Annotated in this window: 27 protein-coding genes; 16 read left to right on the forward strand and 11 right to left on the reverse strand. The window is 50.1% G+C overall.

Going from position 1 to position 24,368, the window contains the following annotated elements:
• The 10 genes from hypF to P2G88_RS18220 are packed head-to-tail and all read left to right on the forward strand — an operon-like array spanning position 1 to position 9,767.
• Positions 1–2,331: a carbamoyltransferase HypF gene (gene hypF / locus P2G88_RS18175; RefSeq protein ID WP_275798641.1), complete on the forward strand. Its 2,331-nt coding sequence runs from the start codon at positions 1–3 to the stop codon at positions 2,329–2,331.
• Positions 2,322–2,576 (forward strand): HypC/HybG/HupF family hydrogenase formation chaperone, encoded by a 255-nt coding sequence (gene hypC / locus P2G88_RS18180; protein WP_275798643.1) that lies wholly within the window; start codon positions 2,322–2,324, stop codon positions 2,574–2,576. The genes hypF and hypC overlap by 10 nt, the downstream gene beginning before the upstream one ends.
• On the forward strand, positions 2,569–3,690 hold the full coding sequence (hypD, locus tag P2G88_RS18185; protein WP_275798645.1) for a hydrogenase formation protein HypD: 1,122 nt from the start codon (positions 2,569–2,571) through the stop codon (positions 3,688–3,690). The genes hypC and hypD overlap by 8 nt, the downstream gene beginning before the upstream one ends.
• Entirely contained in the window at positions 3,683–4,705 is a 1,023-nt protein-coding gene (gene hypE / locus P2G88_RS18190; protein ID WP_275798647.1) for a hydrogenase expression/formation protein HypE, read from the forward strand. The genes hypD and hypE overlap by 8 nt, the downstream gene beginning before the upstream one ends.
• Complete coding sequence (locus tag P2G88_RS18195) at positions 4,705–5,037, forward strand: hydrogenase maturation nickel metallochaperone HypA (RefSeq protein WP_275798649.1); 333 nt, start codon at positions 4,705–4,707, stop codon at positions 5,035–5,037. The genes hypE and P2G88_RS18195 overlap by 1 nt, the downstream gene beginning before the upstream one ends.
• Positions 5,030–5,779, forward strand: a complete 750-nt coding sequence (hypB, locus tag P2G88_RS18200; protein ID WP_275798651.1) for a hydrogenase nickel incorporation protein HypB — start codon at positions 5,030–5,032, stop codon at positions 5,777–5,779. Before P2G88_RS18195 ends, hypB begins: the two co-directional genes overlap by 8 nt.
• Positions 5,757–6,857 carry a 4Fe-4S dicluster domain-containing protein gene (locus P2G88_RS18205; RefSeq protein WP_275798653.1) on the forward strand — a complete coding sequence of 367 codons (1,101 nt, stop codon included), beginning with the start codon at positions 5,757–5,759 and terminating at the stop codon, positions 6,855–6,857. The genes hypB and P2G88_RS18205 overlap by 23 nt, the downstream gene beginning before the upstream one ends.
• Complete coding sequence (locus tag P2G88_RS18210) at positions 6,854–7,672, forward strand: FAD/NAD(P)-binding protein (RefSeq protein WP_275798656.1); 819 nt, start codon at positions 6,854–6,856, stop codon at positions 7,670–7,672. The genes P2G88_RS18205 and P2G88_RS18210 overlap by 4 nt, the downstream gene beginning before the upstream one ends.
• The gene (locus P2G88_RS18215; RefSeq protein WP_275798658.1) at positions 7,672–8,475 is read left to right on the forward strand and encodes a hypothetical protein; all 804 of its coding nucleotides are present in this window, start codon (positions 7,672–7,674) and stop codon (positions 8,473–8,475) included. The genes P2G88_RS18210 and P2G88_RS18215 overlap by 1 nt, the downstream gene beginning before the upstream one ends.
• Positions 8,472–9,767, forward strand: coding sequence for a Ni/Fe hydrogenase subunit alpha (locus P2G88_RS18220; protein ID WP_275798660.1), 1,296 nt, complete (start codon positions 8,472–8,474; stop codon positions 9,765–9,767). Before P2G88_RS18215 ends, P2G88_RS18220 begins: the two co-directional genes overlap by 4 nt.
• 4 nt (positions 9,768–9,771) lie before the next feature.
• Here the strand turns inward: P2G88_RS18220 and chaB are convergent, their stop codons facing one another.
• The 5 genes from chaB to P2G88_RS18245 form a co-directional block, all read right to left on the reverse strand.
• Positions 9,772–10,002, reverse strand: coding sequence for a putative cation transport regulator ChaB (gene chaB, locus P2G88_RS18225; protein WP_275798662.1), 231 nt, complete (start codon positions 10,000–10,002; stop codon positions 9,772–9,774).
• Positions 10,003–10,010: 8 nt separating this feature from the next.
• Positions 10,011–10,907, reverse strand: coding sequence for a hypothetical protein (locus tag P2G88_RS18230; protein ID WP_275798664.1), 897 nt, complete (start codon positions 10,905–10,907; stop codon positions 10,011–10,013).
• Positions 10,908–10,916: 9 nt separating this feature from the next.
• Positions 10,917–12,230: an aminotransferase class V-fold PLP-dependent enzyme gene (locus P2G88_RS18235; RefSeq protein ID WP_275798666.1), complete on the reverse strand. Its 1,314-nt coding sequence runs from the start codon at positions 12,228–12,230 to the stop codon at positions 10,917–10,919.
• A gap of 515 nt (positions 12,231–12,745) precedes the next feature.
• Complete coding sequence (locus P2G88_RS18240; protein ID WP_275798668.1) at positions 12,746–12,922, reverse strand: hypothetical protein; 177 nt, start codon at positions 12,920–12,922, stop codon at positions 12,746–12,748.
• Between the two features lie 9 nt (positions 12,923–12,931).
• A complete protein-coding gene (locus P2G88_RS18245) occupies positions 12,932–13,675 on the reverse strand; it encodes an RNA methyltransferase (protein WP_275798669.1) in 744 nt (247 codons plus the stop codon).
• A gap of 230 nt (positions 13,676–13,905) precedes the next feature.
• On the opposite strand from P2G88_RS18245, the gene rlmE reads away from it, so the two are divergent.
• Positions 13,906–14,526, forward strand: coding sequence for a 23S rRNA (uridine(2552)-2'-O)-methyltransferase RlmE (gene rlmE / locus P2G88_RS18250; RefSeq protein WP_275798671.1), 621 nt, complete (start codon positions 13,906–13,908; stop codon positions 14,524–14,526).
• A gap of 94 nt (positions 14,527–14,620) precedes the next feature.
• Here the strand turns inward: rlmE and fdxA are convergent, their stop codons facing one another.
• A complete protein-coding gene (fdxA, locus tag P2G88_RS18255) occupies positions 14,621–14,944 on the reverse strand; it encodes a ferredoxin FdxA (protein ID WP_275798673.1) in 324 nt (107 codons plus the stop codon).
• Positions 14,945–15,104: 160 nt separating this feature from the next.
• On the opposite strand from fdxA, the gene P2G88_RS18260 reads away from it, so the two are divergent.
• The 5 genes from P2G88_RS18260 to P2G88_RS18280 all read left to right on the forward strand — a co-directional run bounded on the left by P2G88_RS18260 (position 15,105) and on the right by P2G88_RS18280 (position 19,939).
• Positions 15,105–16,721, forward strand: a complete 1,617-nt coding sequence (locus tag P2G88_RS18260; protein ID WP_275798675.1) for an NAD(P)/FAD-dependent oxidoreductase — start codon at positions 15,105–15,107, stop codon at positions 16,719–16,721.
• Between the two features lie 350 nt (positions 16,722–17,071).
• A complete protein-coding gene (locus P2G88_RS18265; protein WP_275798710.1) occupies positions 17,072–17,716 on the forward strand; it encodes a CsgG/HfaB family protein in 645 nt (214 codons plus the stop codon).
• A gap of 14 nt (positions 17,717–17,730) precedes the next feature.
• Entirely contained in the window at positions 17,731–18,075 is a 345-nt protein-coding gene (locus P2G88_RS18270) for a DUF4810 domain-containing protein (RefSeq protein ID WP_275798677.1), read from the forward strand.
• 1 nt (position 18,076) lies between these two features.
• Entirely contained in the window at positions 18,077–18,754 is a 678-nt protein-coding gene (locus P2G88_RS18275) for a DUF799 domain-containing protein (protein ID WP_275798679.1), read from the forward strand.
• A gap of 336 nt (positions 18,755–19,090) precedes the next feature.
• Positions 19,091–19,939, forward strand: coding sequence for a PEP-CTERM sorting domain-containing protein (locus P2G88_RS18280; protein WP_275798681.1), 849 nt, complete (start codon positions 19,091–19,093; stop codon positions 19,937–19,939).
• 224 nt (positions 19,940–20,163) lie between these two features.
• Here the strand turns inward: P2G88_RS18280 and ylqF are convergent, their stop codons facing one another.
• The 5 genes from ylqF to P2G88_RS18305 form a co-directional block, all read right to left on the reverse strand.
• On the reverse strand, positions 20,164–21,174 hold the full coding sequence (gene ylqF, locus P2G88_RS18285) for a ribosome biogenesis GTPase YlqF (RefSeq protein ID WP_275798684.1): 1,011 nt from the start codon (positions 21,172–21,174) through the stop codon (positions 20,164–20,166).
• A gap of 122 nt (positions 21,175–21,296) precedes the next feature.
• Positions 21,297–21,566 carry a hypothetical protein gene (locus P2G88_RS18290; RefSeq protein WP_275798686.1) on the reverse strand — a complete coding sequence of 90 codons (270 nt, stop codon included), beginning with the start codon at positions 21,564–21,566 and terminating at the stop codon, positions 21,297–21,299.
• A 144-nt stretch (positions 21,567–21,710) separates the two neighbouring features.
• Entirely contained in the window at positions 21,711–21,980 is a 270-nt protein-coding gene (locus tag P2G88_RS18295) for an Lpp/OprI family alanine-zipper lipoprotein (protein WP_275798689.1), read from the reverse strand.
• A 56-nt stretch (positions 21,981–22,036) separates the two neighbouring features.
• Positions 22,037–22,990 (reverse strand): L,D-transpeptidase family protein, encoded by a 954-nt coding sequence (locus tag P2G88_RS18300; protein ID WP_275798691.1) that lies wholly within the window; start codon positions 22,988–22,990, stop codon positions 22,037–22,039.
• Complete coding sequence (locus P2G88_RS18305; RefSeq protein ID WP_275798692.1) at positions 22,983–24,263, reverse strand: diguanylate cyclase; 1,281 nt, start codon at positions 24,261–24,263, stop codon at positions 22,983–22,985. The genes P2G88_RS18300 and P2G88_RS18305 overlap by 8 nt, the downstream gene beginning before the upstream one ends.
• Positions 24,264–24,368: the final 105 nt, after the last annotated feature.

A 24,368-nucleotide genomic window follows, 5' to 3' on the forward strand; every position in this document is an offset into this window, starting at 1 on the left:
ATGGGCCAAACCGCAACCACTAAACAGATTGCTTCTACCCGTTTGCTGGTGACAGGACGGATACAAGGCGTTGGTTTTCGTCCCTTTGTCTGTCGATTAGCCCAAAAAATGGGGCTCAGAGGTTATGTGCGCAACACCCTGGAAGGTGCCGAGATCCTGTTACAAGGTGACAGCGACAGCGTGCAGCTTTTTTCCCAACACTTATCACAGCAATTACCTTCTCCCGGACATATCGACACTATCCATATTGCAACGATATGGGCCAACGCCCAGGAAGGTTTTCGACTGGATAAAAGTCTGGAGCAGGGCAGAGGTGCCTTGCCGCTGGAGGATCGGGCTATATGTGAGCAGTGCAAAGAGGATCTGCAAAACTCGCTCAGCCGCTTTTATCAATATCCCTTTGTCAGCTGCACCGCCTGTGGCCCACGTTTTAGTATTGTGGACAGTCTGCCCTGGGATAAGGAGCGAACCAGTATGGCTGCCTTTCCTTTTTGCCAGGAATGTGAAGCCCTTTATCTGGATTCCGATGATCGTCGTTTCCATGCGCAAACCCTGGCCTGTCCACACTGTGGTCCCTCTGTTTGGTTGGTCGACCAACAAGGCCAGCCGATAGTCGGGCACAGTCAGGCGCTGATCAAGCAGGCTCAAGGTTGGTTGAAAGCAGGCAAGATCCTGGCAATCAAGGGAATCGGCGGCTTTCATCTTTGCTGTGACGCCGAAAACGAGCATTCCATCGCTCGCCTGCGCTTACAAAAGCGACGTCCGGATAAGCCGCTGGCATTGATGTTTCACTCTGTGGCGGCGGTAAACCAGGCGTTTTGCCTTGATAGTCAGTCCATGGACTGTTTAGCGGCGCCAAGCGCGCCCATTGTGTTATTGCATAAGCACCACGCCAAAATGGCCTTTGCTGAAAATATTGCACCTAATCAGGCAAAGTTAGGGGTGATGCTGGCTTATTCGCCTTTGCATGTATTGCTCAGCCAGGGGTTTCCCCATGGTTTGGTGATGACATCGGGCAATATCAGCGGCGCGCCCCTTTGCTATCAAAATGAAGAGGCACTTGCGCATCTTTTCCCCTTGGCTGACGGCTTTGTCTTGCATAATCGCGCCATTGTCCATGCCCAGGACGACTCCCTGGTTAGTATGATTGCCAATAAACCCATGGTGCTTCGACGAGCCAGGGGATTTGTACCAGAGGCATTATCTTTGCCGCCAAATCTACACAGCCAAAAATCGGTGTTGGCCCTTGGTGGCGATCTTAAAAATGTGATGGCTCAAAGCGCCAATCAGCGAATGGTTTTAAGTGCTCATCATGGCAATTTGACGCATCCACAGGCCCTGGAAGCGGCAACAGCAGATATTGCAACGCTGCAAGCCTTGACACAACAACAAGCCGAATTGATTGTCGTCGATAGTCATCCGGATTATCAGTCCCATCAATTGGGTAAGCGACTAGCACAAACACTCAATCTGCCACTTTTCCAAGTGCAGCATCACCATGCCCACATGGCAGCCTGCTTGGCAGAAAATCAGTGGCAAGGCAAACAAGCCCTGGGGATCGTATTGGACGGGCTGGGTTATGGCGAAGATGGCAGCCTGTGGGGCGGCGAGTTTCTGCTTGGCAATTATCAGAGCGTAAAACGCTTGGGACGCTTGGCCCCGTCACCATTATTGGGCAACGACAAAGCCAATGTTGAGCCTTGGCGCTGCCTTATCACCAGACTCAAGCAAGCAGGCTGTTGGCCCCTTGCAGAGGAGTTGCTGCAAAAACTGGGCATCGACAACCACAGTGCCAACCTGCTGCTAAGGCACCAGGGGCAGTTTATGCAAAGTAGCTCGGCTGGCAGATTATTTGATGCCGTAGCCTGCTTGTTAGACGTGGCGCCTTATCGCCAAAGCTTTGAAGGGCAGGCAGCTATGGCCCTGGAAACCCTTGCGCTGGCTGCTGATTCGGCGACGCCCAGTTACCCCTTCAAAATGATCAAGATGGACTCCCTCTGGGAGCTTAATCCAGCGCCAATCTGGCCGTTACTGCTTGTCGATCTGACGAAAAAGTCTTGTGCACAGATTGCCGCAGACTTTCATCAGAGTCTGGTGGCCGCATTAGTAAAACTTTGCAAACAGATCAATCAGGAAGCGTCCTTCGATACCGTGGCCTTAAGCGGGGGCGTGATGCAAAACGACCTGCTGGTTAGTGCCCTTAAAGCAGTGTTGGAGTGCCAGGGATTTGCGGTATTGCTGCATGAAAAGGTACCGCCCAATGACGGCGGATTAGCGCTTGGGCAGGCGGCAGTGGCCCTGGCTAATTGGGAGGCCGGATCATGTGTTTAGGGGTGCCGGCGCAAATTGTTGAAATTGTGGATCCTGAGCAGGCCCTTGCCATTGGCCAAAGCGGCGGGATCCAACGCCAGTTCAGCCTCGCGCTAATACAGTCTCAGGGCTTGGATCTGAAGAGCTTAATAGGGACATGGGTGATCGTACATGTGGGGTTTGCCATGGCCGTCATCGATGAAGCCCAGGCTCTGGACGACCTGGCACTTCTAGCCAGCATGCAGGAGGAGGCGGACGATGCGTGAATTTCGAGATGCCGCCAGAGTGCAGGCGCTTATACAAAAGATCGCGCCGCTCGCTGATGAGTTGGCCGCTGCATTTGGCCGACCCATACAGATCATGGAAGTCTGCGGTGGCCACACCCATGCCATTTTTCGCTATGGCTTTGCCCAATTACTGCCGCATTCCATTGAGTTTATTCATGGCCCAGGCTGTCCGGTCTGCGTGTTGCCGGTAAAGGTTATAGATGAAGCTATCGCCATCAGCGCAAAAGCAGACACGATCCTCACCACTTTCGGCGATCCCATGCGTGTGCCGGGTACATCGCAAAGTTTGTTGCAGGCAAAAGCGCATGGGGCCGATATTCGCGTGGTCTATTCGCCACTCGATGCCCTGACCATTGCCACTAAAAATCCACATAAGCAGGTGGTGTTTTTGGCGATTGGCTTTGATACCACCATGCCAAGTACAGCCCTGACATTGACCACTGCTAAAGCACAGGGAATAAACAATTTTTCAGTGCTTTGCCATCATATTCGTCTGATGCCCACCTTAGAGGCATTGCTGGCGGGGGGAGATATCCAACTAGACGGTTTTATCGGTCCCGGTCATGTGAGCATGGTAATTGGTACAGATGCCTATCAGCCCGTCGCCAAAGTGCACCACAAACCGCTGGTTGTCGCCGGGTTTGAGCCGGTAGATTTTTTACTGGCGCTGTACCAACTGCTTATACAACTAAAAGAAGGGCGCTGCGAAACAGAAAATGCCTATGCCAGGGTCGTCAATCACAGAGGAAATCTTACCGCATTAGCGGCCATGGATTCTGTATTTGATTATGGCGAAGATTGCCAATGGCGAGGGCTGGGATGGGTAGAGAATTCTGGCGTGCGTATTAAACCCGATTTTAGCGCATTTGATGCGTCCAAACATTTTTCTCCAAGCGCCGAGCCCGGTATCCAACAAGAGCCCTGCTATTGCCAACAAGTGCTTAAGGGCCAACGCAAGCCTAATCAATGTCCGCTGTTTGCAAAGCATTGCAAGCCCGAGCATCCCCTGGGTGCGTTAATGGTGTCCAGTGAGGGGGCCTGCGCCGCCTATTATCAGTATCTTCCTGATAAGGAGACGGGGATCCATGGCTGAAGATTGCATCACCCTGGCCCACGGTGCCGGTGGACGGGCCATGGCAGAATTGATTGATTGCCTTTTCTTAAGCGCCTTTGGCGATACCGCCATCGCGGACAAGGAAGATCAGGCCAGAATAACCTTGGAAGAGTTTACCCCAAACGGTGATCGTTTGGCTTTTACCACTGACAGTTTTGTGGTCACGCCCTTATTTTTTCCCGGCGGCGATATTGGCAAGCTGGCGGTCTGCGGCACGGTAAACGATTTAGCAGTGGGCGGCGCCATTCCCAAAGTACTCAGTGCGGCTTTCATCCTCGAAGAGGGGCTGCCGATCTCGGTGCTTCAACGCATTGTTTATTCCATGGGAGATACCGCTAAAGAAGCGGGCGTCACCATTCAAACTGGCGATACTAAAGTAGTGGGCAGGGGCATGGCAGATGGTGTTTATATCAATACCAGCGGTATTGGCGTGATCCCGTCCCATCTGAATCTGGGTCTTTGCCATGCCAAACCCGGCGACAGGATCTTAGTTAGCGGCAGTATCGGCGATCATGGCGCGGCGGTGATGCTGGCAAGAGAAGAGCTTGGCATGGTCGGTGACATGCACAGCGATTGCGCACCACTTAACGGACTTATCCAATCACTGCTTGGCAACCACCAAGGTATCAAAGCCATGCGCGATGCTACCCGCGGCGGATTGGGCTGCGTCCTGCATGATATTGCCAAGGCCAGCCACACCCATCTTTTGGTAGAGGAGGACAGGCTGCCAATCAGGGCTCCGACTCACGGGATTTGTGAACTGATGGGCCTGGAACCCTGGTTTATGGCTAACGAAGGCATGGTGGTACTGGTGGTTGCCGAGCATGCGGCAGAAGCGGTGCTTCAATCCCTGAAACAACATCCTTACGGTACATCCGCTGCCGTTATTGGCACCGTTACCAATGCAAGTCCGGGCGTCACATTGCACACAAGCTACGGTGGAAAACGTCTGCTTGATTGGCCTTACGGCCTGCAACTGCCGAGGATTTGCTGATGCATGAGCTATCTTTGGTGCGAGCCCTGTTGGAAAACCTGATGCCCTATCGGCACAAGCCCATCAGCCGGGTGGTGCTGGAAGTAGGAGCACTAAGCTGTGTGGACGGTGAACGTCTGGCGTTTTGCTTTGATTTGGTAAAGGCAGAGGCTGAGCTTGATGAATGTGAATTGGTTATCGAAAACAAGGCGGCACAAGCGGTATGTCATCAGTGTCGCCGGCATTTCGCCATTAACCGTTATGGCGAGGCCTGCCCCTGTGGCAGCTATGATTACCAATTGAACAAGGGACAAGAACTGATGTTAAAACAAATCGAGTTTCAAGATGTGTAGAGATTGTGGCTGTGGTGGTGGCAAATATGGTGTAAGCCCGTTGAAAGGCGCAGCGCCTTTGGATGTCGGGGAAAAACCGGCGCATCTGGCGTTACATGTTCCCCTGTTGGCAGCGAATGACAAGCAAGCGGAACAAAACCGGCAATGGCTCAATGAGCGCGGGATCTTATGTATCAACCTGATGGGAACACCAGGGGCGGGCAAAACCCAATTATTGCAATCCACTTGTGAGCGCGGCGTGTTTGCCGACCTGGCCATTTTGGAGGGCGATCAGCAAACCGATAACGATGCCATACGCATTGCCCAAAGCGGGGGGCGGGCGGTGCAAATCAACACCGGCAGCGGCTGTCATTTAGATGCCGAGATGATTGAAGAGGGATTAGCGGCACTTTGCCCGAAAGATAACAGCCTGTTGATCATTGAAAATGTCGGTAATTTGGTGTGTCCGGCCCTTTTTGATATTGGCGAGCACGCGCGCGTGGCGATGATGGCGGTCACCGACGGTGAGGATAAGCCACAAAAATACCCGCATATGTTCAGCCAATGTGATCTCATTGTTTTAAACAAAGTGGATCTACTCCCTTATGTGGATTTTGACGTAGATCGCTTTAAAACGGAGCTAAAGCGCCTCAATCCCAGGGGGGAGCTTATTCAACTTTCAGCCAAAAGCGGTGAGGGCATCGGGACCTGGCTTAATTGGCTGACGACTCGGAGGCAACGTGACACAGCACTTCTTGCCTAAACAGCAGCTACAGCTGCTGATAGATTGCCTCAGGGCTGAGGGTTACGGGGTCATCGGCCCTAAAGTCAAAGACGATGCCATCGTATTTGAAGAATTAGCGGATGCCACCGAGTTGCCCTATGGCATAGAAGAAGACAGTGCCCCCGGGCGTTACCAGTTAAAAAAGGCCAGACATAAACGGGCTTTTGCCTTTAACACCGGGCCACAAGGGCTGAAGCCCTTTTTGTTTGCGCCGGAGCAAGAGCTATGGCGCGCCGAACACACCGACGATGGCCTGATATTCAGGCAAAGCTTTCCAGCCATCCGGCCCTTGGCCTTTATCGGGCTTCGCGCTTGTGATTTGGCTGCGTTGGCGCTTCAGGACAAACATTTTGCTGAGGGACCGTACCCTGATCCCAGTTATCAAGCCAAACGCCAACAACTTTTTATTGTTGCGGTCAATTGCAGTCGCAGCGCCAGTACCTGTTTTTGTGTCTCCACAGGCGATGGGCCGAGTGCCGAGTCAGGCTTTGATCTTTGTCTGGATGAACTGGATCGCGGATATCTTATCAATGTGGGTAGCGATAAAGGCCAACGGATTGCCGACAAACTGGGCCTGGAAGCGGCCAGCGGCGCAAAACGCGCGGTTGCTACTCGTCAGCACCAGCGGGCGGTACAGCAGCAAGAGCGGCAAATGCCCGATGAGAAGACCTTAATGACACTGGTGGACAAGCTGGATGATCAACGCTGGCAGGATATTGCAGAACGCTGCCTGGCCTGCGGCAATTGCACCTCAGTGTGTCCTACCTGTTTTTGCTCCAAACAAGAAAGTCACAGCGATATTAAAGGACAAGCGTCCAGCCAGGTCAGGCTCTGGGATTCCTGCTTTAGCGAACAGCATAGTTATATTGTCGGCAAGGTTATACGTAACGAAATTAGTCAGCGTTACCGTCAATGGGTGCTGCATAAGCTTGCCAACTGGCAACTTCAATATGGCCGCAGCGGCTGTGTGGGCTGTGGTCGCTGCATTGCCTGGTGTCCGGTAGCTATCGACCTGGTGGAAGAAGCCAGAGCTCTGTGTCTGGGAGATAAGCCATGAATTATATGCTGCCCATGAGCGCCATCTTGGTCAAAAAGGAACAGGAAACCCCGGATATTTGTACCTTACACCTGGCCCTGGGTCGCGAGCGGCCTTTTGTATTTCACTTTGGCCAATTCAATATGCTTTATCTGTTTGGTGTGGGTGAAGTACCCATATCGATTATGGGCTGGCGGGATGGGCACCTTATGCACACCATTCGCGCCGTGGGTCATGTCACCCGCCCCTTAAGCGACTTGGCCGAGGGCAGTCAGATTGGTTTGCGCGGTCCCTTTGGCCATGGCTGGCCGTTGGAACAACTGGAGGGAAGGGATCTGGTCTTTATTACCGCAGGCCTGGGTTGTGCGCCGGTGGTGGCAGCCATCCATTACGCGGTGCGCAACAAAGACAAATACGGGCGCATTATTATTCTGCAGGGCGTCAAACACCATCAGGACCTGCTCTGGCAGCAACAATATGATAAATGGCGTGAGGTAAAAGACTGCCAGGTACTGCTGGCGGCCAGCCGTGAAACCCAGCGTAAACAGCGCTGGCGCCTGGGATTGGTCACCGGGTTGTTGGAATTGGCAGAATTTAATCCCAAACACTGCACGGTGATGATGTGCGGGCCGGAAATGATGATGGTCTCTTCCCTGAAATACCTGGCCGACCTCAATGTCCCGGAAGAGGCCATCTATATGACCTTGGAGCGCAATTTCCAATGTGGCGTGGGTAGCTGTGGTCACTGCCAGTTAGGTCCTTACTTTGTGTGTAAAGACGGGCCGGTGTTTCATTACCCGCAAATCAAGCAATGGTTTGGCTTGAGGGGGGTCTGATGGCCAAACTACGTGTTGCCATTCATAAGCTGACGTCCTGTTCAGGCTGCCAGTTAGCGATCCTCAATCAAGGCGCGCAGTTGTTGGACTTGCTTGAAGATATAGACATTGTGCATTTTATAGAAGGTGGCTTATACGAGCCCGATGCCAGTGTGGACCTGGCGTTGATAGAAGGCAGCGTCACCACCCCAGAAGATCTACAAAGACTGCAGCACGCCAGAAGCAACAGTAAACTGTTGGTCAGCATTGGTGCCTGTGCCACCAGTGGTGGGGTGCAGGCCCTTCGCAATATGCAGGATGAACGCGCCTGGAAACAAGCCATCTACGCAAAACCCGAATTTATTGACACCTTGGCCAACAGTACGCCCATCAAAGCGCATGCCAAGGTGGATTTTGAGCTGTGGGGCTGTCCTATTACCATCGAACAACTTAACAATCTTATTCGTCAGCTCAGATTTGGCACCTTACCCATTGATAATAAAGAAAAACTTTGTATGGAATGTAAGCGTCGCCAACAGGTCTGTGTGATGGTTACACGCCAGGCTCCCTGCCTTGGACCGGTTACGCGTACCGCCTGCGGCGCCTTATGTCCTGCTTTTGGGCGGGCCTGCTACGGCTGTTTCGGTCCCTCCGAGCAACCTAATGGCAAGAGCCTGGGTAAGCGCTTCGCCGGTCTCGGCCTGATGCCGGCGCAAATCGCCCAGCGTTTTGCCAGCATTCACAGTCAATCCCCGGATTTTAACGAACAGTACCATCACTGGCAGGCTCTGGATCCCAAGCTTTCAGAAGAGGACAAACAATGAAAAGCAGGCGCATCAATGTCAATGTGCCTTTTATTACCCGTCTGGAAGGCGAAGGGGCACTGGAGTTAGTGGCCAGAGGCGATGAGATTGAGCGCTTGCACCTGAAAATTTTCGAGCCACCCCGATTGTTTGAGAAGTTTCTGGAAGGCAAATCTTATGAAGACATTCCCGATTTGAATGCCAGAATCTGCGGCATCTGTCCTATGGCATATCAGCTCACCAGCATACTCGCCATTGAAAAGCTGTTTCAGGTGAAGGTATCGGCCAAGGTAACCCAATTACGCCGATTAATGAACTTAGGAGAATGGATTCAAAGTCACGCGTTACATATTCATTTTTTAGCAGCGCCTGATTTTCTGGGCTTTGACCACGCGTTGGCCATGGCCAAAGCACATCCTGATGTGCTTAAAAGAGGAATGCAGATACAAGAAGCAGGCAATAGCCTGATGACTCTGCTGGGCGGGCGGTCGGTGCATCCGGTTGGCTTACAGGTAGGCGGTTTTGGCCGCTTTCCCTCGCCAGAGAGCTGGCAACAGGCGGCTTTGAAAGTAAACCAGGCATTGCCCCTGGCCGAGGTGCTGTTGCGTTGGGCTGCAGCCTTACCGCTGCCTGACTATAGCCATGATTTTCTTTGGGTTAGCCTGAAGGACACATCGGATTATCCCATCAATGGTGGCGAGATAGTGGTTAGCGATGGCACCCGACTAAGCCATGAGCAATATCAGGCTCATTTTGCCGAACATCAGGTACGCCATTCCACGGCGTTGTATTCCTTGTTTGAAGGTAAAGACTATTTGGTAGGGCCGCTGGCCAGGCTCAATAACAATGTGGCCAAGTTGCCCAAGCCCATAAAAGCCCTGTTAAAAGAGCTGGGGGTGAAGTTTCCCAATACCAATCCCTTTACCAGTATCGTGGCAAGATGTGTCGAAATTTATATGGCATTACTGGAGGCTCAGACAATATTGGCACAGCCTTGTCCGCAAGGAGAAGCCAGCGTCAAGGTGCAGCCAAGGGCAGGGCAATGCTGTTGCTGTACCGAGGCCCCCCGCGGCATGATCTACCATTATTATGAATTGGATGAAAAAGGCCGGGTGGTCAAATGCTCGATTATTCCTCCAACCAGTCAAAACCAGGCGCGGATAGAGCAGGATCTGCGTCAGTCTGTCGCACGATTTGGTTTAAGCCACAGTGATGATGAGCTTAAACGTTTCTGCGAGCAGGTCATCCGCAACTACGATCCCTGTATTTCCTGCTCTACCCATTTCCTCGACTTTAGTATTCTACGTCACTGATTTGTTAAGACTTTTTGACCCAAGTATCAGCGGGTCCTTTTTCATAGGACTGCTTGACCGCGGCCCAGGCCACTTTATGGGCAACTTCTTCCCGTGAATCGTCGCCCTTCCGATCCTCTTTATTGGCATATTGATCCCAAGCGCTATTAAAAGCGGCCAGATAAATTTCCTGTGCATGCTTGGGCAAATGTTGGGTAACTTGCTGGGGTAAGTCTGAAATCTGTTTATAAGGCATAATGATAGCTACCAGGGCGGTAAGGTCGGTTGTAAGGTACGCATCTGCTGATAAATAGGCTTTGTAATCTTCCTGAACCCCTGAGTGGTGGGATGGATCTCATTCAGCCAGTCATCCGTGTTGCTGGCGCGCAGGATACCCTGGGTATCCACCACTTTTAATTGACCTTGAGCCTGCGGCGATTTGGCTAACTGCATCAGCTTGTCTTTAAAGGTACCAAGCAGGATCCTGACGATATCCAGGTGCAGGGTAGGCGGGATCTGTTTTTCCACTAGGTAGGGGTAGATCCAGGGTTTGGTTTTTATCAACCCCCAGAAAAACTCGGCCCCTTGGTCAACCGGCTGGGCGATATCATAGGTATGGGTGATGATGCTGGCATGGGGGATAATATCCTGCCGTAAAGCCAGGAGTTGTTGGTAGGCCAGCATAACCGCCTGCAAGGTCATATCGAAGCGCGTCCGATTGATACATTGCTCAGCAGAAAAGCCATTTTGATAGCGGTTGAGCAGTGCAGGCATATCGCGCTTACCAACTATGTCATTGCCACCACCGGAGAAAAGCAGCAACTGAATATGGGCGGCGCTTTTTTCCAATACTCCAACCAAGGTTTCCTTCTGCCGACCAGATAACATCTGTACCGCCTCATCGCCATTACAGGCCAGACGCAGCAAATTAACCTTATCGGTATTCTCTACCCGTTCTTCAATATGATGCAGCACATTGACATCGGCGCCCATGGCGATCCATTTACGCGGGTAGGCAAACCAGGAGTCACCTTCGGCAACAATGCCAATACGCTCGGGTTTCTCGCGGCACAGATAGTGAAAATCCATAGGCAGTGAAGTGACGCCGCGCCTTAAGGCATGTTGGCGACGACGTTTAACGGGCGATTCTTGCTGGGGCATACCTTTTCCTTATGCCAGGGCCGCAATGGCGGCCAGGGCTTTGTCGATTTCCTGCTCGTTATTAATCAGGCTTGGTGCAAACCGGGCATAAGAGTTGCGATAGGGCGTAGCACTCATAATGATGCCCTTTTGATGCAATGCTTTGACGACCTCATCGGCCTTCATTCCCTGTACATCAAAGCAAACCAGGCCACTGGAAAGCGATGTTGACTTAGGCGTATAGAGTTTAACGTGGGCCATCTTGGCCAGGCCTTCCTTGGTTTGACTGTTAAGCTGATGAATCCGTTGTTGTACATGCGCTTTACCAAGCTGCAGATGCAGATAAAAGGCCTGGGGCAGGGCCCAGCGATGCTCAAAAGAGTGGAAGCCGCCCGGCGTCATATGTTCGCCTATGGGCACCTGCTCTTGGGTACTATTGCCCAGCCATACATCATAAGATTGGCTAAAACTGGGGATCACAGCGTTGCTTTGCTGCCAGGCTTTATCTGTGCCCCATATCACGCCGGTCCCACGGGGACCGAAGATCCACTTATGCGTGCCGGCAATAAAAAAGTCGCAGCCAAGCTGACTGATATCTTGATCTTCTATACCAAAACCATGAACACCGTCTACGCAAAACAGGATCTGCTGCTGCGCACTGCGTTTGGCATTAATGTCTTGGATCGCATCCGCCATGGCACGAACTGGCAGCTTAACACCAGTAGAGGAATGTACCCAGGTAACCGCCACTACCTTGGTTTTTTCCTGAATACCAGCCTTAAGCCGTGAAACGATTTCTTCCACGTTGGCGCTGGCCGGATCGTCATATAGGGCAATGCGTTTTACCTTGGCACCGGTACGATCGGCCCGCAATTTAAGGGACAAATCGGTAGAGTAGTGATCATGCACGGTTTGCAGGATCTCTTCTTCGGGCTGCAACTTCAGTCCGCTATAAACCAAAGCCAGTCCCATCGTGGTACTGTCGGTGAGCGCAATCTGATGACCTTGACCGCCCATATATTTAGCCGCAGACGCACAGATCTCTGCGTCTATGGTCATAAAGTGTTCATGCCAGTAATCGGCTGGATTCCTGTCAAAAGCGCGTCTGTGCGCTTCAATAGCATCGGCAACAGGCTTTGGATGGGATGCCAATAAGAAGGTGGCCAAATGCACATAATCATGAGTCAGCGAGAATTGTTTTCGTAGTCCAGTCCAATCTGCAGGCGCCAGTGCGGTTGCACCGCTATAGGCATCGGTTTGTTTGTCATCGGCCAGGGCAGATAAACCTAAACTGCTGGCGGCAAGGGTTAATCCTGTTCCGGTAAGAAAAGCTCGACGTTCCATCTGGACGCTCCGAGGTGAAAACCTACACCAGTATAGGCGAGCAGCATAAAGCTGCGCATAAAGGGGCTACGTCTTAGTTGCTTGTTAAAACAGATCCTCACCATCAGCAAAGGATTTCGCTACGTGAAATCTGCGTAGAATTCCCCCCAAAAGGCACAAACTTTTCACGTAGGAGCATCATTTTAAGCGACGCCTTGGAGGAGAAAACTGGACCTTGGATCCACAGTGATCATCAAGAAGGGGAGTAAATGGTGTAAACACCCACAAACACAAAGAGCCATATTCGGGAATTAACATTATTTAACATATTATACATTATGGGAACTTGACTATATTGAGACTGGGGGAGCCAGGGGCTACCCGAAATGTCTTCACATGGATGAATAATCCGAAAATTACAGGTCTGGTTATTTGGCGCAGCTACGTAAAATCTCTAGCGAATAACCAGCAATACCGGCCAAGATTTTACGTAGCGCACTCACAACCAATTGATGTGGAAAGATCGTTCGGGATTGTTAACTGGATTTGTTGTTAGACAGCACATGACCAAATACAAACTCAATGGCTTGCTCTTTGTTCATGCCATTTGCGATCAATGTCTCCGCGGCATTAATCATGGCTTGTTGGGTATCTATGCCCGGTGGGTTTTTCAACACAATGGCTAATACATCTTCAAGATTTAGCTCAGCCATTTTCTATCTCTAAACCGACAATTGATAAGCGCAGATGTTAACGGCACTGGCCAGGTTCAGTGAGTCGATATTGCCGCAACCCTCGATGGTAAAGGCTTGGGCATTAAAGCTAGTTAAGGCTTCGCTTGGCACGCCCCGGGCTTCATTGCCAAACAGATAGCATTGATAGCCACCGAACTTGGGATCACCGATAGGACTGCCTTGCATATCCAGATAGGCAAATTGGTCGAAACGGTTTTCTAAATCAATGAGCTCAACATCCAGTTCAATGGGCAGATGGAAAATGGCGCCCATACTGGCACGCACCACTTTGGGATTGAAAGGATCCACACTGTTGGGACTGAGCAATAACCTAAAGCTGCCAAACCAGGCTAAGGTGCGGATAATGGTACCCAGGTTGCCGGGATCCTGGACTTCATACAAATAAATACAGCGTTCCTTAGAGCCTTTAGTTGGCTTATCTCTTAGTGCTTTGGGCATAGGTACCAGGGCGATAATCCCTTGCGGAGATTTGGTATCACTGAGCAGGGCCATCTGCTTTTCACTGACTGGCACCAGGCTATAGGCCATATCCAGCTTCTTTACCCAATCGAGATAGTTGTCCGTAACATACAAGGTGATCTCACCCAGCCCCTGTTGTTTTTTCATGGCTTTTTGCAGCTCCAAAACGAGATGCTCACCTTCCACCAGATAATGGCCAAATTGGCTGCGGTATTTTTTTTGATGCAGCTTTTTTACATCGCTTAAATTCATAATATTTTGCCTTAGGCCCAAAAACTAAAGTAGTTCACCACAGAGTCACGGAGATGACAGAGAAGGCTAGAAATTGTGTCGGTTATCTCCCCCTATCCTACCAATCTCTCTTGTCTCTGTGGTTTGATTCTCTCTTTACGCAGGAACCCTGCCCTTACGTAATGGTTTTGCAATTAAGGGCGGCAAGTCTACAATATGCGCCCTTTTTGGTGTTACCCGAAGCAGAACTTATGGCCCGATCTAAAACCAGCAAACAATGGATGGATGAACACGTCAACGATCCTTATGTAAAGAAGGCACAAATTGACGGATATCGTTCCAGGGCCAGTTATAAGCTTCTCGAAATCAATGAAAAAGACAAACTCATTCGTCCTGGCCACACGGTCATGGATCTGGGCTCTGCCCCCGGCGGGTGGTCTCAAATTGTGGCCCCCATGGTTGGCGAGTCAGGACGGGTTATCGCTTCGGATATCCTGCCGATGGATGGCATCACCGGTGTGACCTTTATCCAGGGTGATTTTACCGACGAAGCGGTGTACGAACAAATTCTGCAAGCCCTGGACGATGCCCAGGCCGATGTGGTGATCTCCGACATGTCGCCAAACCACAGTGGCGTAAAAACCACCGACCAATATGCCTCAATGTATCTGGTAGAACTGGCGCTGGATATGGCCCGCAATGTGCTAAAGCCGGGCGGAAGCTTTGTGGCGAAGGTTTTCCAGGGCGTCGGCTATGAAGACTATGTCAAAGATGTACGTAGTTCTTTTGAAAAAGTGCTGGTACGTAAACCATCCGCCTCCCGCCCCCGCTCTCGCGAAGTCTATATCGTCGCCAAAGGCTTTAAAGGATAAGAATTTTTAACCACAGAGACACAGAGAGCGCAGAGGATTTTTATTCAAATCAGCTCTACTGCTCTCCATGACCTCTGTGTCTCTGTGGTGAAATCTAGCGTTCCAATAACGGTAACTTATCCGGTACGCCATTCCATTGGTCGGCATCAGCCGGAGGATCGATCACTTCAGTGATATTCGGCCATTGCTGGGCTAATTCGGCATTGAGTTGCAGGAAGGGCTTTTGCGCATCGGTCAGTTTGTCATCTTGCACAATGGCATCGGCGGGACATTCAGGCACACATAAGGCACAGTCGATACAAATTACCGGATCGATAGCCAAAAAGTTCGGCCCTTCAAAAAAGGCGTCTACCGGGCAAACCGCCACACAATCGGTGTATTTACACTTAATGCAATTGTCGGTAACTACAAAGGCCATTGTCAGGTATTTATCTTTGGATACATTTGGGGCGCTAAGTGTAAAGTAGCGGCATTAAAACTCAAGTTTGACATGCTTTCCTGTGCATTCTGCGCACTCTGAACTAGAATAGCGCCGCCTTGACGGATAGTCCGTCCAGCCATTTTCAAGAGATCGGTATATGTTGCGCTTAACGGAAATCAAACTCCCCCTTAATCACGATGAACAAGCTCTGGAGCAGGCCATACTGGCAAAGCTGAAGATCAGCAAGGAGCAGTTGCTGTCCTTCAATATGTTCAGACGGGGCTATGACGCGCGCAACAATAAAGATATTCAGCTGATTTATACCCTGGATGTGGACGTTAGCAACGAAGCGACGTTATTGGCGAAGTTCGTTAAAGATCCCCATGTGCGCCCTACTCCGGATATGGAGTACAAATTTGTCGCCCAGGCCCCTGCTGAACTGCCGCATCGTCCCGTGGTAGTTGGTTTAGGTCCCTGCGGCATCTTCGCCGCCCTGATATTAGCGCAGATGGGTTTTAAACCTATTGTCCTTGAACGCGGGAAAGCCGTACGCGAGCGCACCAAAGACACCTTTGGTTTTTGGCGCAAGCAGCCTTTAAATCCTGAATCCAATGTGCAGTTTGGCGAAGGTGGTGCCGGTACCTTTTCTGACGGCAAGCTTTATAGCCAGGTCAAAGATCCCAAGCATTATGGCCGTAAGGTACTGCAGGAGTTTGTGGATGCAGGGGCACCAGAAGAGATCATGTATGTCAGCAAGCCCCATATAGGCACCTTTAAACTGGTGGCCATGGTGGAAAAAATGCGTCAGCAGATCATTGATCTGGGTGGTGAGATCCGTTTTAGCACCCGGGTAGAACGTTTGGATATGGATAAACAAGGTGAAGGCTTTACACTTAAGGGCCTGCATCTGTCCACCGGCGAGTACCTGCCTTGTAAGCAAGTGATCCTGGCAGTTGGCCACAGCGCCCGTGATACCTTTCAAGCCTTGTATGACCAAGGTGTCTATATCGAAGCTAAACCTTTCTCCGTGGGCTTTCGCATCGAGCATGAACAAAGCATGATCGATAAATGCCGCTTTGGTGACAATGCAGGCAATCCCATTCTTGGCGCCGCCGACTATAAGCTGGTGCATCACTGTAAAAATGGCCGTTCGGTATACAGTTTTTGTATGTGTCCCGGCGGTACGGTAGTAGCAGCCGCTTCGGAACCAGGTCGGGTGGTCACCAATGGCATGAGCCAATATTCACGCCATGAACGTAATGCCAATAGCGCCATTGTGGTGGGTATCGAGCCAGAGAAGGACTACCCAGGCCACCCGCTGGCGGGTATCGAATTGCAGCGCCGCCTGGAAGAAGCCGCATACCATGCTGGAGGCGACAACTACCATGCCCCGGCCCAGCTAATTGGGGATTTTCTGGCAGGTAAACCCAGCACCGAATTGGGCGACGTCAAACCCTCTTATACCCCAGGTGTGACCCTGACAGACTTAAGTAAAGTGGTACCGGATTTTGTTACCGAAGCCATTCGCGAAGCGATCCCGGCTTTTAACAAACAAATCAGGGGCTTTGCCAAGGCCGATGGTCTGTTAACCGGGGTAGAAACCCGGACGTCCTCTCCAATTTGCATTAAGCGGGGCAAAGACTACCAAAGCATCAATGTCCAAGGCCTCTACCCTGCCGGCGAAGGCGCTGGTTATGCGGGAGGGATATGGTCAGCCGGTATCGACGGCATTCGCGTGGCTGAAGCGCTGGCGCTTGCCTACAACGAGCAATAATAAAGAAACGGAGTAATGCCTGCTGTTCGCGGGCATTTCTCTTTATACCAGCCACCCAATTATTTTTTGCTCATCCTGTGAGCGCTTATTTCATGGCCAGAGCATCGGTGATACCATCATTGGCGGGATAACATGATGCTTTTCTAACAGCACCATCAAGGAATTTATCTATCAGGGCATGTATCAGCCCAATGAGATAGCAAATAAAATGGACTTATGTGATTCAAATCCTTCTTAAGGCTCTCCACCCAAGCTCCATATTCTAATTCCAGGCCCCCAAATTCAGTGTTCAGGTTCATGACAAAGGAGTTATTGTGATCAAATTAAAATTATCCGCCGCCAACGCAGCCCTGCTTGCCGTTGTGGCTGCAAGCGCGTTATCTGGTTGTGCTACTACTGAATCCAGAGTGGTTGAAACCCCTACGGTGGCCAGTTACAACACCCAATACAATGGTGAGAAAAGCAAGCTGGCAGTAGGCCAATTTGTTAACCGCTCTGGCTTTCAAAACGGTATTTTCTCAACCGGCGAGGATCGTTTGGGCAATCAGGCCAAAACATCCATCATGAGTCACTTGCAACAAACCAATCGTTTTGTGGTGCTGGACAGAGACAATATGCAGATGCTGGCCACTGAAGCACAGCGTTCAGGCACTCAGCAAAGCATCAGCGGGGCCAGATTTGTGGTCACCGGCGATGTGACAGAATTTGGCCGCAAAGCCATTGGTGACAAGCAATTGTTCGGTATTTTGGGTAAAGGAAAATCGCAAATTGCCTATGCCAAAGTGACCCTGAACGTAGTCGATGTGACCAACTCCGAAGTGGTGTATTCCGTACAAGGTGCGGGCGAGTACAGCTTGTCTGAACGTGAAATCATCGGTTTTGGTAGCACCGCAAGTTACGATGCCACCCTCAATGGAAAAGTATTGGATTTGGCCATTCGTGAAGTGGTCAATAAACTAGTGACCGGCATTGAATCCGGTGCATGGAAAATCTGAGATAAGGAATATCAATGAAAAAGCTTCTATTAACGGCCTTGATTGCCGTGATTGTTACTGGCTGTAAAACCACCGAGCCACTCTATTATCACGGTCAATACAACAAAGCCGTTTACAACTACTTCAAAGCTGAAGATGTCACTCTTGAAGAGCAAATTAGTATGTTGCAGGAAGTGATTCAAAAAGCAGCTGCACATAGCAAAACGGTTGCCCCTGGCATTCATGCGCATCTTGGCATGCTGTATTTTGAGACAGGCAATGCTGATCTGGGTACACAACATCTGGAGCAGGAAAAATTGCTATTTCCTGAGTCTGCCCAATATATCGATTTTCTGTTGAAGTCTAAGAAGGAAGCTTAAAATGCGCATGGAAAAAATACTCTTAGTGCTTGCCGCCGTTATGACGATCAGTGGCTGTATCAGTCCGCCAGCGGGACACGATTACTCGGCATTCAGACAGGCAAATCCTCACTCTATCCTGGTGCTGCCTCCGGTGAACAATTCTGCGGAAGTGATTGCCCCATATAGTCTGATGTCACAAGTAAGCGCCCCTATCGCAGAGTCGGGTTATTACGTATTCCCGGTGGCGTTGGTTGATCAAACCTTTAAAAACAATGGGTTAACCGTCGCTAACGATGTACATACGGTACCGGTAAGCAAGTTGTATGAGATTTTTGGTGCTGACGCCGCGCTGTATATGACTATCGAAGAATACGGAACCAGCTATGTAGTAATTTCCAGTGAAACCGTGGTGACCGTTTCCGCAACCTTGGTGGATTTACGCAGTGGCACCGTCTTATGGCAGGACAAAGCCAGGGCCTCATCGGCAGAGACTCGCAGCAGCAACGGTGGCGGCTTGGTCGGCATGTTAGTGGAAGCCGCGGTGAATCAGATTGTTGAAACCGTAGCAGACAGAGGGTTTGATATCGCTGCCATTACCAGCGCCAGACTGCTCTCCTCCGAAGGCCATAATGGCCTTTTGTATGGTCCCCGCTCGCCCAAGTATGGACAGCCAGTGCCCAGCGAGAGAGCCAAGTAAGGCAAAGTGTTGTTAGACGCTGTCAGCGACAGCGAAAATGCAAAGAGGCGGTCCAATTTTGGAGCGCCTTTTTAATAAGCCATAGAATCCCCGGATAAATAGACCAAATAGCTCAATGTTTGTGTCAGCTGCCCCAAATCAGACCCCATACCGACAACATAATTAACACCAAATCACGTTATTTAACACGCGATGTCAGCATATTTTACTCTTCACCCTGCTTTATTACGCCAAAAATCATTTATTTTCATATATTTCAATGAGATATATTCAAGGCATAACTAATGCATGATAAGGAAGGCGCTATTGCCATGGTTCGTATTTTTGGAGTAAATCATGAGATTTAAGTCTTTTGCTCTTGGAGCTTTCCTGCTTGCAGGCGCTCAAGTAGCAGTGGCTGATCAGTTCTACATCAATGTAGGCAAGGATTTTGGAGATAATGGTTACGCTCAGGCCGCCGGGAAAACCACAACCGGTTGGCTCGATGAATTGCTATATCTATATTCGTCTGTAACGACCGTTTTTGATAATGACAACAATGGCCTGTCAGCCGGTGACGCCGTTGTCTCCACTGGTGGATTTGTAAATGGCAAAGTGAGTTCGGTTAGCACCAACAGAGTAAGCGGATTCAGCGCACAACAGAATGTGCTTGACCCCAACAGCCCAAGTAAGAATGGCTATGGCCAATGGGGCATAACATTTCAGTTTAAACTGCTAGGTAACCTGTTGGGTGGGGTTTCGCAAGGCTTGCCGGTAAGTTATAACGCCGGCACTGTCAGCTTTTTTTACTACGATGCAACGACAACTACTACTGCACAATTCATTAAGCTTTTTACCGTCGACGTGAACAGCACCTTGAATAGTTTTGGTGGTCCCTCTATTCAAGGGGAAATCGCCTCATTCGGAAGTGGGAAAGTGAATGGTGTTGCAGCCGGTGATGTATTCAACTTCAAAAGTGGAAGTTTTGCTAGCTACGCCAACAATATGACCAAAATTTTGACAGACATTGATTTCAATACCGATCCCAGAAAAACAACCATTGTTAACAACAAAAACGGTACTTTTACATTGACTGGCAAGCATGACGGCTCCATTTCCTTTGCCGTGCCTGAGCCATCTGGCTTGGCTCTTGTTGGTCTTGGACTATTTGGTCTGGCATTCGCTGCCAGACGCCGTAACGTTTAAACAACCTGATAGTTTAAAGTTATAGAAAGAGCCCCTCCGATCTGGAGGGGTTTTAGTTTTTGGGGTTGTGGCACAAAAATCAATTAAGCTGAGATTTTTTCCTCAAGTAGCTCCCGTTGCTCCATTACTTTGTCGGTACATACCAAACGTTTGCTACCAAATCAAAACAACAGAACGCATATCTCCACTTTTTCTGGCTACATTTTTTTATGCGTCTCAATGCCTCACTTCTGCTTATTCGCCTGCTTCATCCGTCGGCTTTGCTCTTCACGCTTATCGGTACGTTTTTCCTTACGATCCTGCCTATCCGGCGTAGCCGAACCGGCTTTAAATTTTTGTTTGCGCTTGGCCTTATCTTCAGCTTTTTTGGCCGCGGCCTCGGCCATTTCGATTTTTTCCCGGGCAATCATCTCTGGGGTTTCCAGGCTGATGCGGCCTAGCTTGCCTGATTGCAGCTCATTTAACAGCACTTCACAGATCTTATGCAGATTGACTCGGCCACCGGCCATGATGGCGCCGCGACTCTTGGCTGCCGCTTCTAAAAATTCCAGTTCGGTTTCGGGCAGTTCATCGAGTTTAAAGCGCTCTTGCATACGCTGTGGGTAGGCCTTAATCAGGTAATCGGCGGCAAAAAAACCCACATCGTCATATTCCATCGCGGTGTTTTTGACTGCACCAGAGGCGGCCAGCCGGTACATGGAATGGGGGTTTTCCACCTTAGGCCACAGTACCCCTGGGGTGTCGTACAACACTATGCCGCTTCCTAGGTTGATGCGCTGCTGGGTTTTGGTGACCGCCGGCTCATTGCCGGTTTTGGCAATAATACGCTCGGCAAGGATATTGATAAGGGTGGATTTACCCACATTTGGAATGCCGGTGATCATAGCATTGATAGTCTTTACCGAACCCTCTCTTTGCGGGAACAGGCTGCGAACAAGTTCCATGATCTTTTTAGTGTTAGCCGGATCGCCGCTAGTGGTGGTGATGGTGGTCACGCCCCGCTCTGCTTCTAAATGGGCTTGCCACTGGGCTGTAATGTCAGGGTCTGCCAAATCGAACTTATTAAGGATTTTCAGGCAAGGCTTATCACCGCGGATCCTGGCGATCTCAGGATTCTCACTGGAATAAGGAATACGTGCATCCAGTACTTCAATCAGGATATCTACCTGATGTAAAGATTCTTTAATTTCTTTCAGGGCTTTATGCATGTGCCCCGGAAACCAGTGCAAGGCCACTTGAACTTTCCTTTTTGTATCAATTGCCTGCATTGTACTGCATTTGCATGGCCCTGGGTGAGAACCACCTTATAAAACAGCAAGCCCGGCAATTGGCCGGGCTTGGTCGGGAAAGTACAGGGCTAGTCCTGTAAACGCTTTTTCAAACGTTGATAGGCTTCGCCGATTTCATCGGCCACCAGCGACAAAGCGGCACCGATCTCTTTTGAGGATTCGGCGGTGTCTTTCTTTAACGCCTTATATTTACTCTGCATTGTCTCATATCTGGCCTCGACCTCTTTCCATTCGTCTTTGAGTTCGGCCTTGCCGAGGTGCAGCTTTACATTTAACTCATCCCGATGTTGCTTGAGTTGCTCCATCAGATCGTTAAGCTCTTTTTTATCGATATTCATGATTTTCCCTAGTTGGTTGTCGTCACGAAAATGACTTTAGCCTTTGTAAGGAAAATCTCTATTGATACGAATCAACATTTTGTTTTGGCAAAAAAAAGAGCCGCATTTGCGGCTCTTTGAATCTGACAGATGGTCAGGCCGGGCTTATTTACCGCAGCACTTGTCCATCATACGCTTAGTTTTCTCTTCAGTGTCCATGGACATTTGCTGAGCTTTCTTAGCTTCGCTCATGGCCATGTCAGCAGTTTTCTGGGCTGACTGGGCATTAGACATGGCACCAGAAGCCTGAGATTGCAGCGCGTTTACGTCGCTACGCAGTTGGTCTACTTGCTTCTGCAGGTCGCTGCTAGCACAGCCACTCAGAGTTACAACGCCCATTACAGCTAGTGCGGCAGTCAAGTTGCGAAAGTTCATTTGGGTTTTCTCCTTAGTTAGGTTCAACAATAAAATAGGCAAAACTGCCTTATTGATCAACGTGTTGGTCCAATTATTCGCAAATTAGGCATTGCAGGCCTGGCGATGGTAACCGGCATTCCGTGACTAGTTTTACCCAATGCAAGGGCTTTATCCCAGTCGATAACCAGCTCGCGGTCTTTCTTGGCATCTACAATAGCGCTGACAATCGGAGTCAGATTACTCTCCCCCTGCCCCACTTGCTCATTAAAACTGTGAACCTCCAGCAGAAGCTCATCACCTAACCAACCACTTTTGGCTGGGGCATCGATGATCCTGACCGGAGTGCCAACAGGCAGCATATTATACATCTGAGCGATATCTTCTGGATAGAGTCTTATGCAGCCTGCGCTAATTTTTGTTCCTACACCAAAGTTCTTATTGGTGCCGTGAATTAAATACCCTGACATCGCCAGGTTAAGGGCAAACTTTCCGAGCGGATTGTCAGGGCCAGGAGGCACAACAGCAGGTAGTGTTTGGCCACGGCTGAGACGATCGGCGCGCACAGATTGCGGCGGAGTCCACGTTGGGTTTTCCCGTTTAGCGGTAATGCTGGTGACGCCAGTAGGAGTATCCCAACCCTGTTTACCAATACCGATGGGAAACGTCACCACTTCTGCCTTGCCTTCCGGGAAGTAGTACAAACGATATTCGGCTTTGTTGATAACCACGCCTTTACGCTCACCCGGGGGTAAAATAAAGCGTGCAGGGATAACGATCTCTGAACCTTTGCGCGGTAACCAAGGGTCAACACCTGGGTTGGCGGCCAGGATCTCGTTAAACCCTAAGCCATTGCGCTGGGCAATATCCACCAGCGTTTCGCTATCCTGGACAACGACTTTGTAGACCTCGCCGACAATATCAGTGTCCGGCGTGGGCAATTGATAGAGCCCGGCGATCACCGTCTTAGACAGCACAAAACTGACCGCAGCCAAGGTGCCGGCAAACTGCTTAATAAGGAACTTAGACATGATGGGAAAGTACTACCTGATCCCTGCCGCCATGCTTTGCCTGGTATAAAGCCTGGTCAGCAGCTTTGAATAATTCGGTGAAGCTGAAACGTTTTGGAGGAATAGCGGTCGCAATACCGATACTGGCCGTTACTTTCACCCCTTGCGGGTTGAGTGACCGTAACTCATCCAATATGGCGTTGGCTCTGATCTTGGCGTATTGACCAGCGCAATTTGCCAAAATGATCACAAACTCTTCTCCCCCAAATCTCGCAGCAACATCTTCCTGACGGATAGCGCCAGAGAGCATTCCCCCCACCGCCACCAGCACCAGATCGCCGGTGTCATGGCCGAGGGTATCATTGATACTTTTAAAGTGATCTACATCTACCACTAACAAGCTCAATGGTTCATGCCGTCTATGCATATTGCTGATCAACTGTTCAGCCACTTCCGACAGATAGTGGCGATTATACAGCCCTGTGAGGGGATCACGCACGCTGAATTCCCAAATTTCTTGACGTTGCTGTTGTAATTGTTCTAAGAGCTGCTTATTGCTGATCAAATTGCTCACCCGGATTTGAAATTCCTCTTCAATAATCGGCTTGGGCACATAGTCATTGGCCCCTAATTTAAGCATTTCAATCTTACTAGAGGTATCATTAAGTGAGGACAGACCTAATATTGGTGTGCGGCACTGTTCCCCTTCCATGGTCCTGACGGCCTCAACCAGTCCTAAACCAGTCACTTTTCCGGCAAGCACAATATCGCACACAATCAGATCGTAAGGTTGTTCAGCAATGGCAAGCAATGCGGCCTCGGCATTATCGAAAGTATCCACTCTCAAGTGCAGGCGGGTGAGCAGTTCTGTCAGCACTGCGGCGGTGGTCGCGCTGTCTTCCACCAGCAATACCCTGCCCTTGCCTTTTTTATGTAAACGCCTGACAAAGCGGCCCAACGTATCCTGGATCCGCTCCATTTTTGATTTTTGGAAGACTTCGGTAATGCCCGCATTTAACGCCTGATGCATCAGGATCTTGGAGTTTTCGCCGAGCATCAATAATACTGGCGTGAGCCGATAGGAGGATTTCGCCCGAAATCGCCTGCAAAATTCCAAGGCTGACGTATCCTGTAACTGGGACTCCAATATCAAAAAATCAAACCAGCCAGTGCTTAATTTCTGCCAGGCTTCTTGTTCACTGGTAGCTTCAACGGTTTTAACGTCCATCTCCGTCAAGGCCTGTTGGAGAATTTGACGAAACGTTTTCGAAATACCCAATATCAGCGCTTTCATAGATACTCAGCGTTAGGGGTGGATAGGACATAACCAAGGACAAGTGTTCAGGCCAGACTAACAATGCTTTTGACCTGGCACCGGGAAAATGCACTCTTCCATATT

The organism is Aliiglaciecola sp. CAU 1673, from assembly GCF_029223185.1.
Classification (GTDB): domain Bacteria; phylum Pseudomonadota; class Gammaproteobacteria; order Enterobacterales; family Alteromonadaceae; genus Bowmanella.

Excerpts from the sequence above, each read along its gene's own strand:
- hypF (WP_275798641.1), top strand. The coding sequence starts at position 1 with ATGGGCCAAACCGCAACCACTAAACAGATTGCTTCTACCCGTTTGCTG.
- hypC (WP_275798643.1), top strand. The coding sequence starts at position 2,322 with ATGTGTTTAGGGGTGCCGGCGCAAATTGTTGAAATTGTGGATCCTGAG.
- hypD (WP_275798645.1), top strand. The coding sequence starts at position 2,569 with ATGCGTGAATTTCGAGATGCCGCCAGAGTGCAGGCGCTTATACAAAAG.
- hypE (WP_275798647.1), top strand. The coding sequence starts at position 3,683 with ATGGCTGAAGATTGCATCACCCTGGCCCACGGTGCCGGTGGACGGGCC.
- P2G88_RS18195 (WP_275798649.1), top strand. The coding sequence starts at position 4,705 with ATGCATGAGCTATCTTTGGTGCGAGCCCTGTTGGAAAACCTGATGCCC.
- hypB (WP_275798651.1), top strand. The coding sequence starts at position 5,030 with ATGTGTAGAGATTGTGGCTGTGGTGGTGGCAAATATGGTGTAAGCCCG.
- P2G88_RS18210 (WP_275798656.1), top strand. The coding sequence starts at position 6,854 with ATGAATTATATGCTGCCCATGAGCGCCATCTTGGTCAAAAAGGAACAG.
- P2G88_RS18215 (WP_275798658.1), top strand. The coding sequence starts at position 7,672 with ATGGCCAAACTACGTGTTGCCATTCATAAGCTGACGTCCTGTTCAGGC.
- P2G88_RS18220 (WP_275798660.1), top strand. The coding sequence starts at position 8,472 with ATGAAAAGCAGGCGCATCAATGTCAATGTGCCTTTTATTACCCGTCTG.
- chaB (WP_275798662.1), bottom strand. The coding sequence starts at position 10,002 with ATGCCTTATAAACAGATTTCAGACTTACCCCAGCAAGTTACCCAACAT.
- P2G88_RS18230 (WP_275798664.1), bottom strand. The coding sequence starts at position 10,907 with ATGCCCCAGCAAGAATCGCCCGTTAAACGTCGTCGCCAACATGCCTTA.
- P2G88_RS18235 (WP_275798666.1), bottom strand. The coding sequence starts at position 12,230 with ATGGAACGTCGAGCTTTTCTTACCGGAACAGGATTAACCCTTGCCGCC.
- P2G88_RS18240 (WP_275798668.1), bottom strand. The coding sequence starts at position 12,922 with ATGGCTGAGCTAAATCTTGAAGATGTATTAGCCATTGTGTTGAAAAAC.
- P2G88_RS18245 (WP_275798669.1), bottom strand. The coding sequence starts at position 13,675 with ATGAATTTAAGCGATGTAAAAAAGCTGCATCAAAAAAAATACCGCAGC.
- rlmE (WP_275798671.1), top strand. The coding sequence starts at position 13,906 with ATGGCCCGATCTAAAACCAGCAAACAATGGATGGATGAACACGTCAAC.
- fdxA (WP_275798673.1), bottom strand. The coding sequence starts at position 14,944 with ATGGCCTTTGTAGTTACCGACAATTGCATTAAGTGTAAATACACCGAT.
- P2G88_RS18260 (WP_275798675.1), top strand. The coding sequence starts at position 15,105 with ATGTTGCGCTTAACGGAAATCAAACTCCCCCTTAATCACGATGAACAA.
- P2G88_RS18270 (WP_275798677.1), top strand. The coding sequence starts at position 17,731 with ATGAAAAAGCTTCTATTAACGGCCTTGATTGCCGTGATTGTTACTGGC.
- P2G88_RS18275 (WP_275798679.1), top strand. The coding sequence starts at position 18,077 with ATGCGCATGGAAAAAATACTCTTAGTGCTTGCCGCCGTTATGACGATC.
- P2G88_RS18280 (WP_275798681.1), top strand. The coding sequence starts at position 19,091 with ATGAGATTTAAGTCTTTTGCTCTTGGAGCTTTCCTGCTTGCAGGCGCT.
- P2G88_RS18290 (WP_275798686.1), bottom strand. The coding sequence starts at position 21,566 with ATGAATATCGATAAAAAAGAGCTTAACGATCTGATGGAGCAACTCAAG.
- P2G88_RS18295 (WP_275798689.1), bottom strand. The coding sequence starts at position 21,980 with ATGAACTTTCGCAACTTGACTGCCGCACTAGCTGTAATGGGCGTTGTA.
- P2G88_RS18300 (WP_275798691.1), bottom strand. The coding sequence starts at position 22,990 with ATGTCTAAGTTCCTTATTAAGCAGTTTGCCGGCACCTTGGCTGCGGTC.
- P2G88_RS18305 (WP_275798692.1), bottom strand. The coding sequence starts at position 24,263 with ATGAAAGCGCTGATATTGGGTATTTCGAAAACGTTTCGTCAAATTCTC.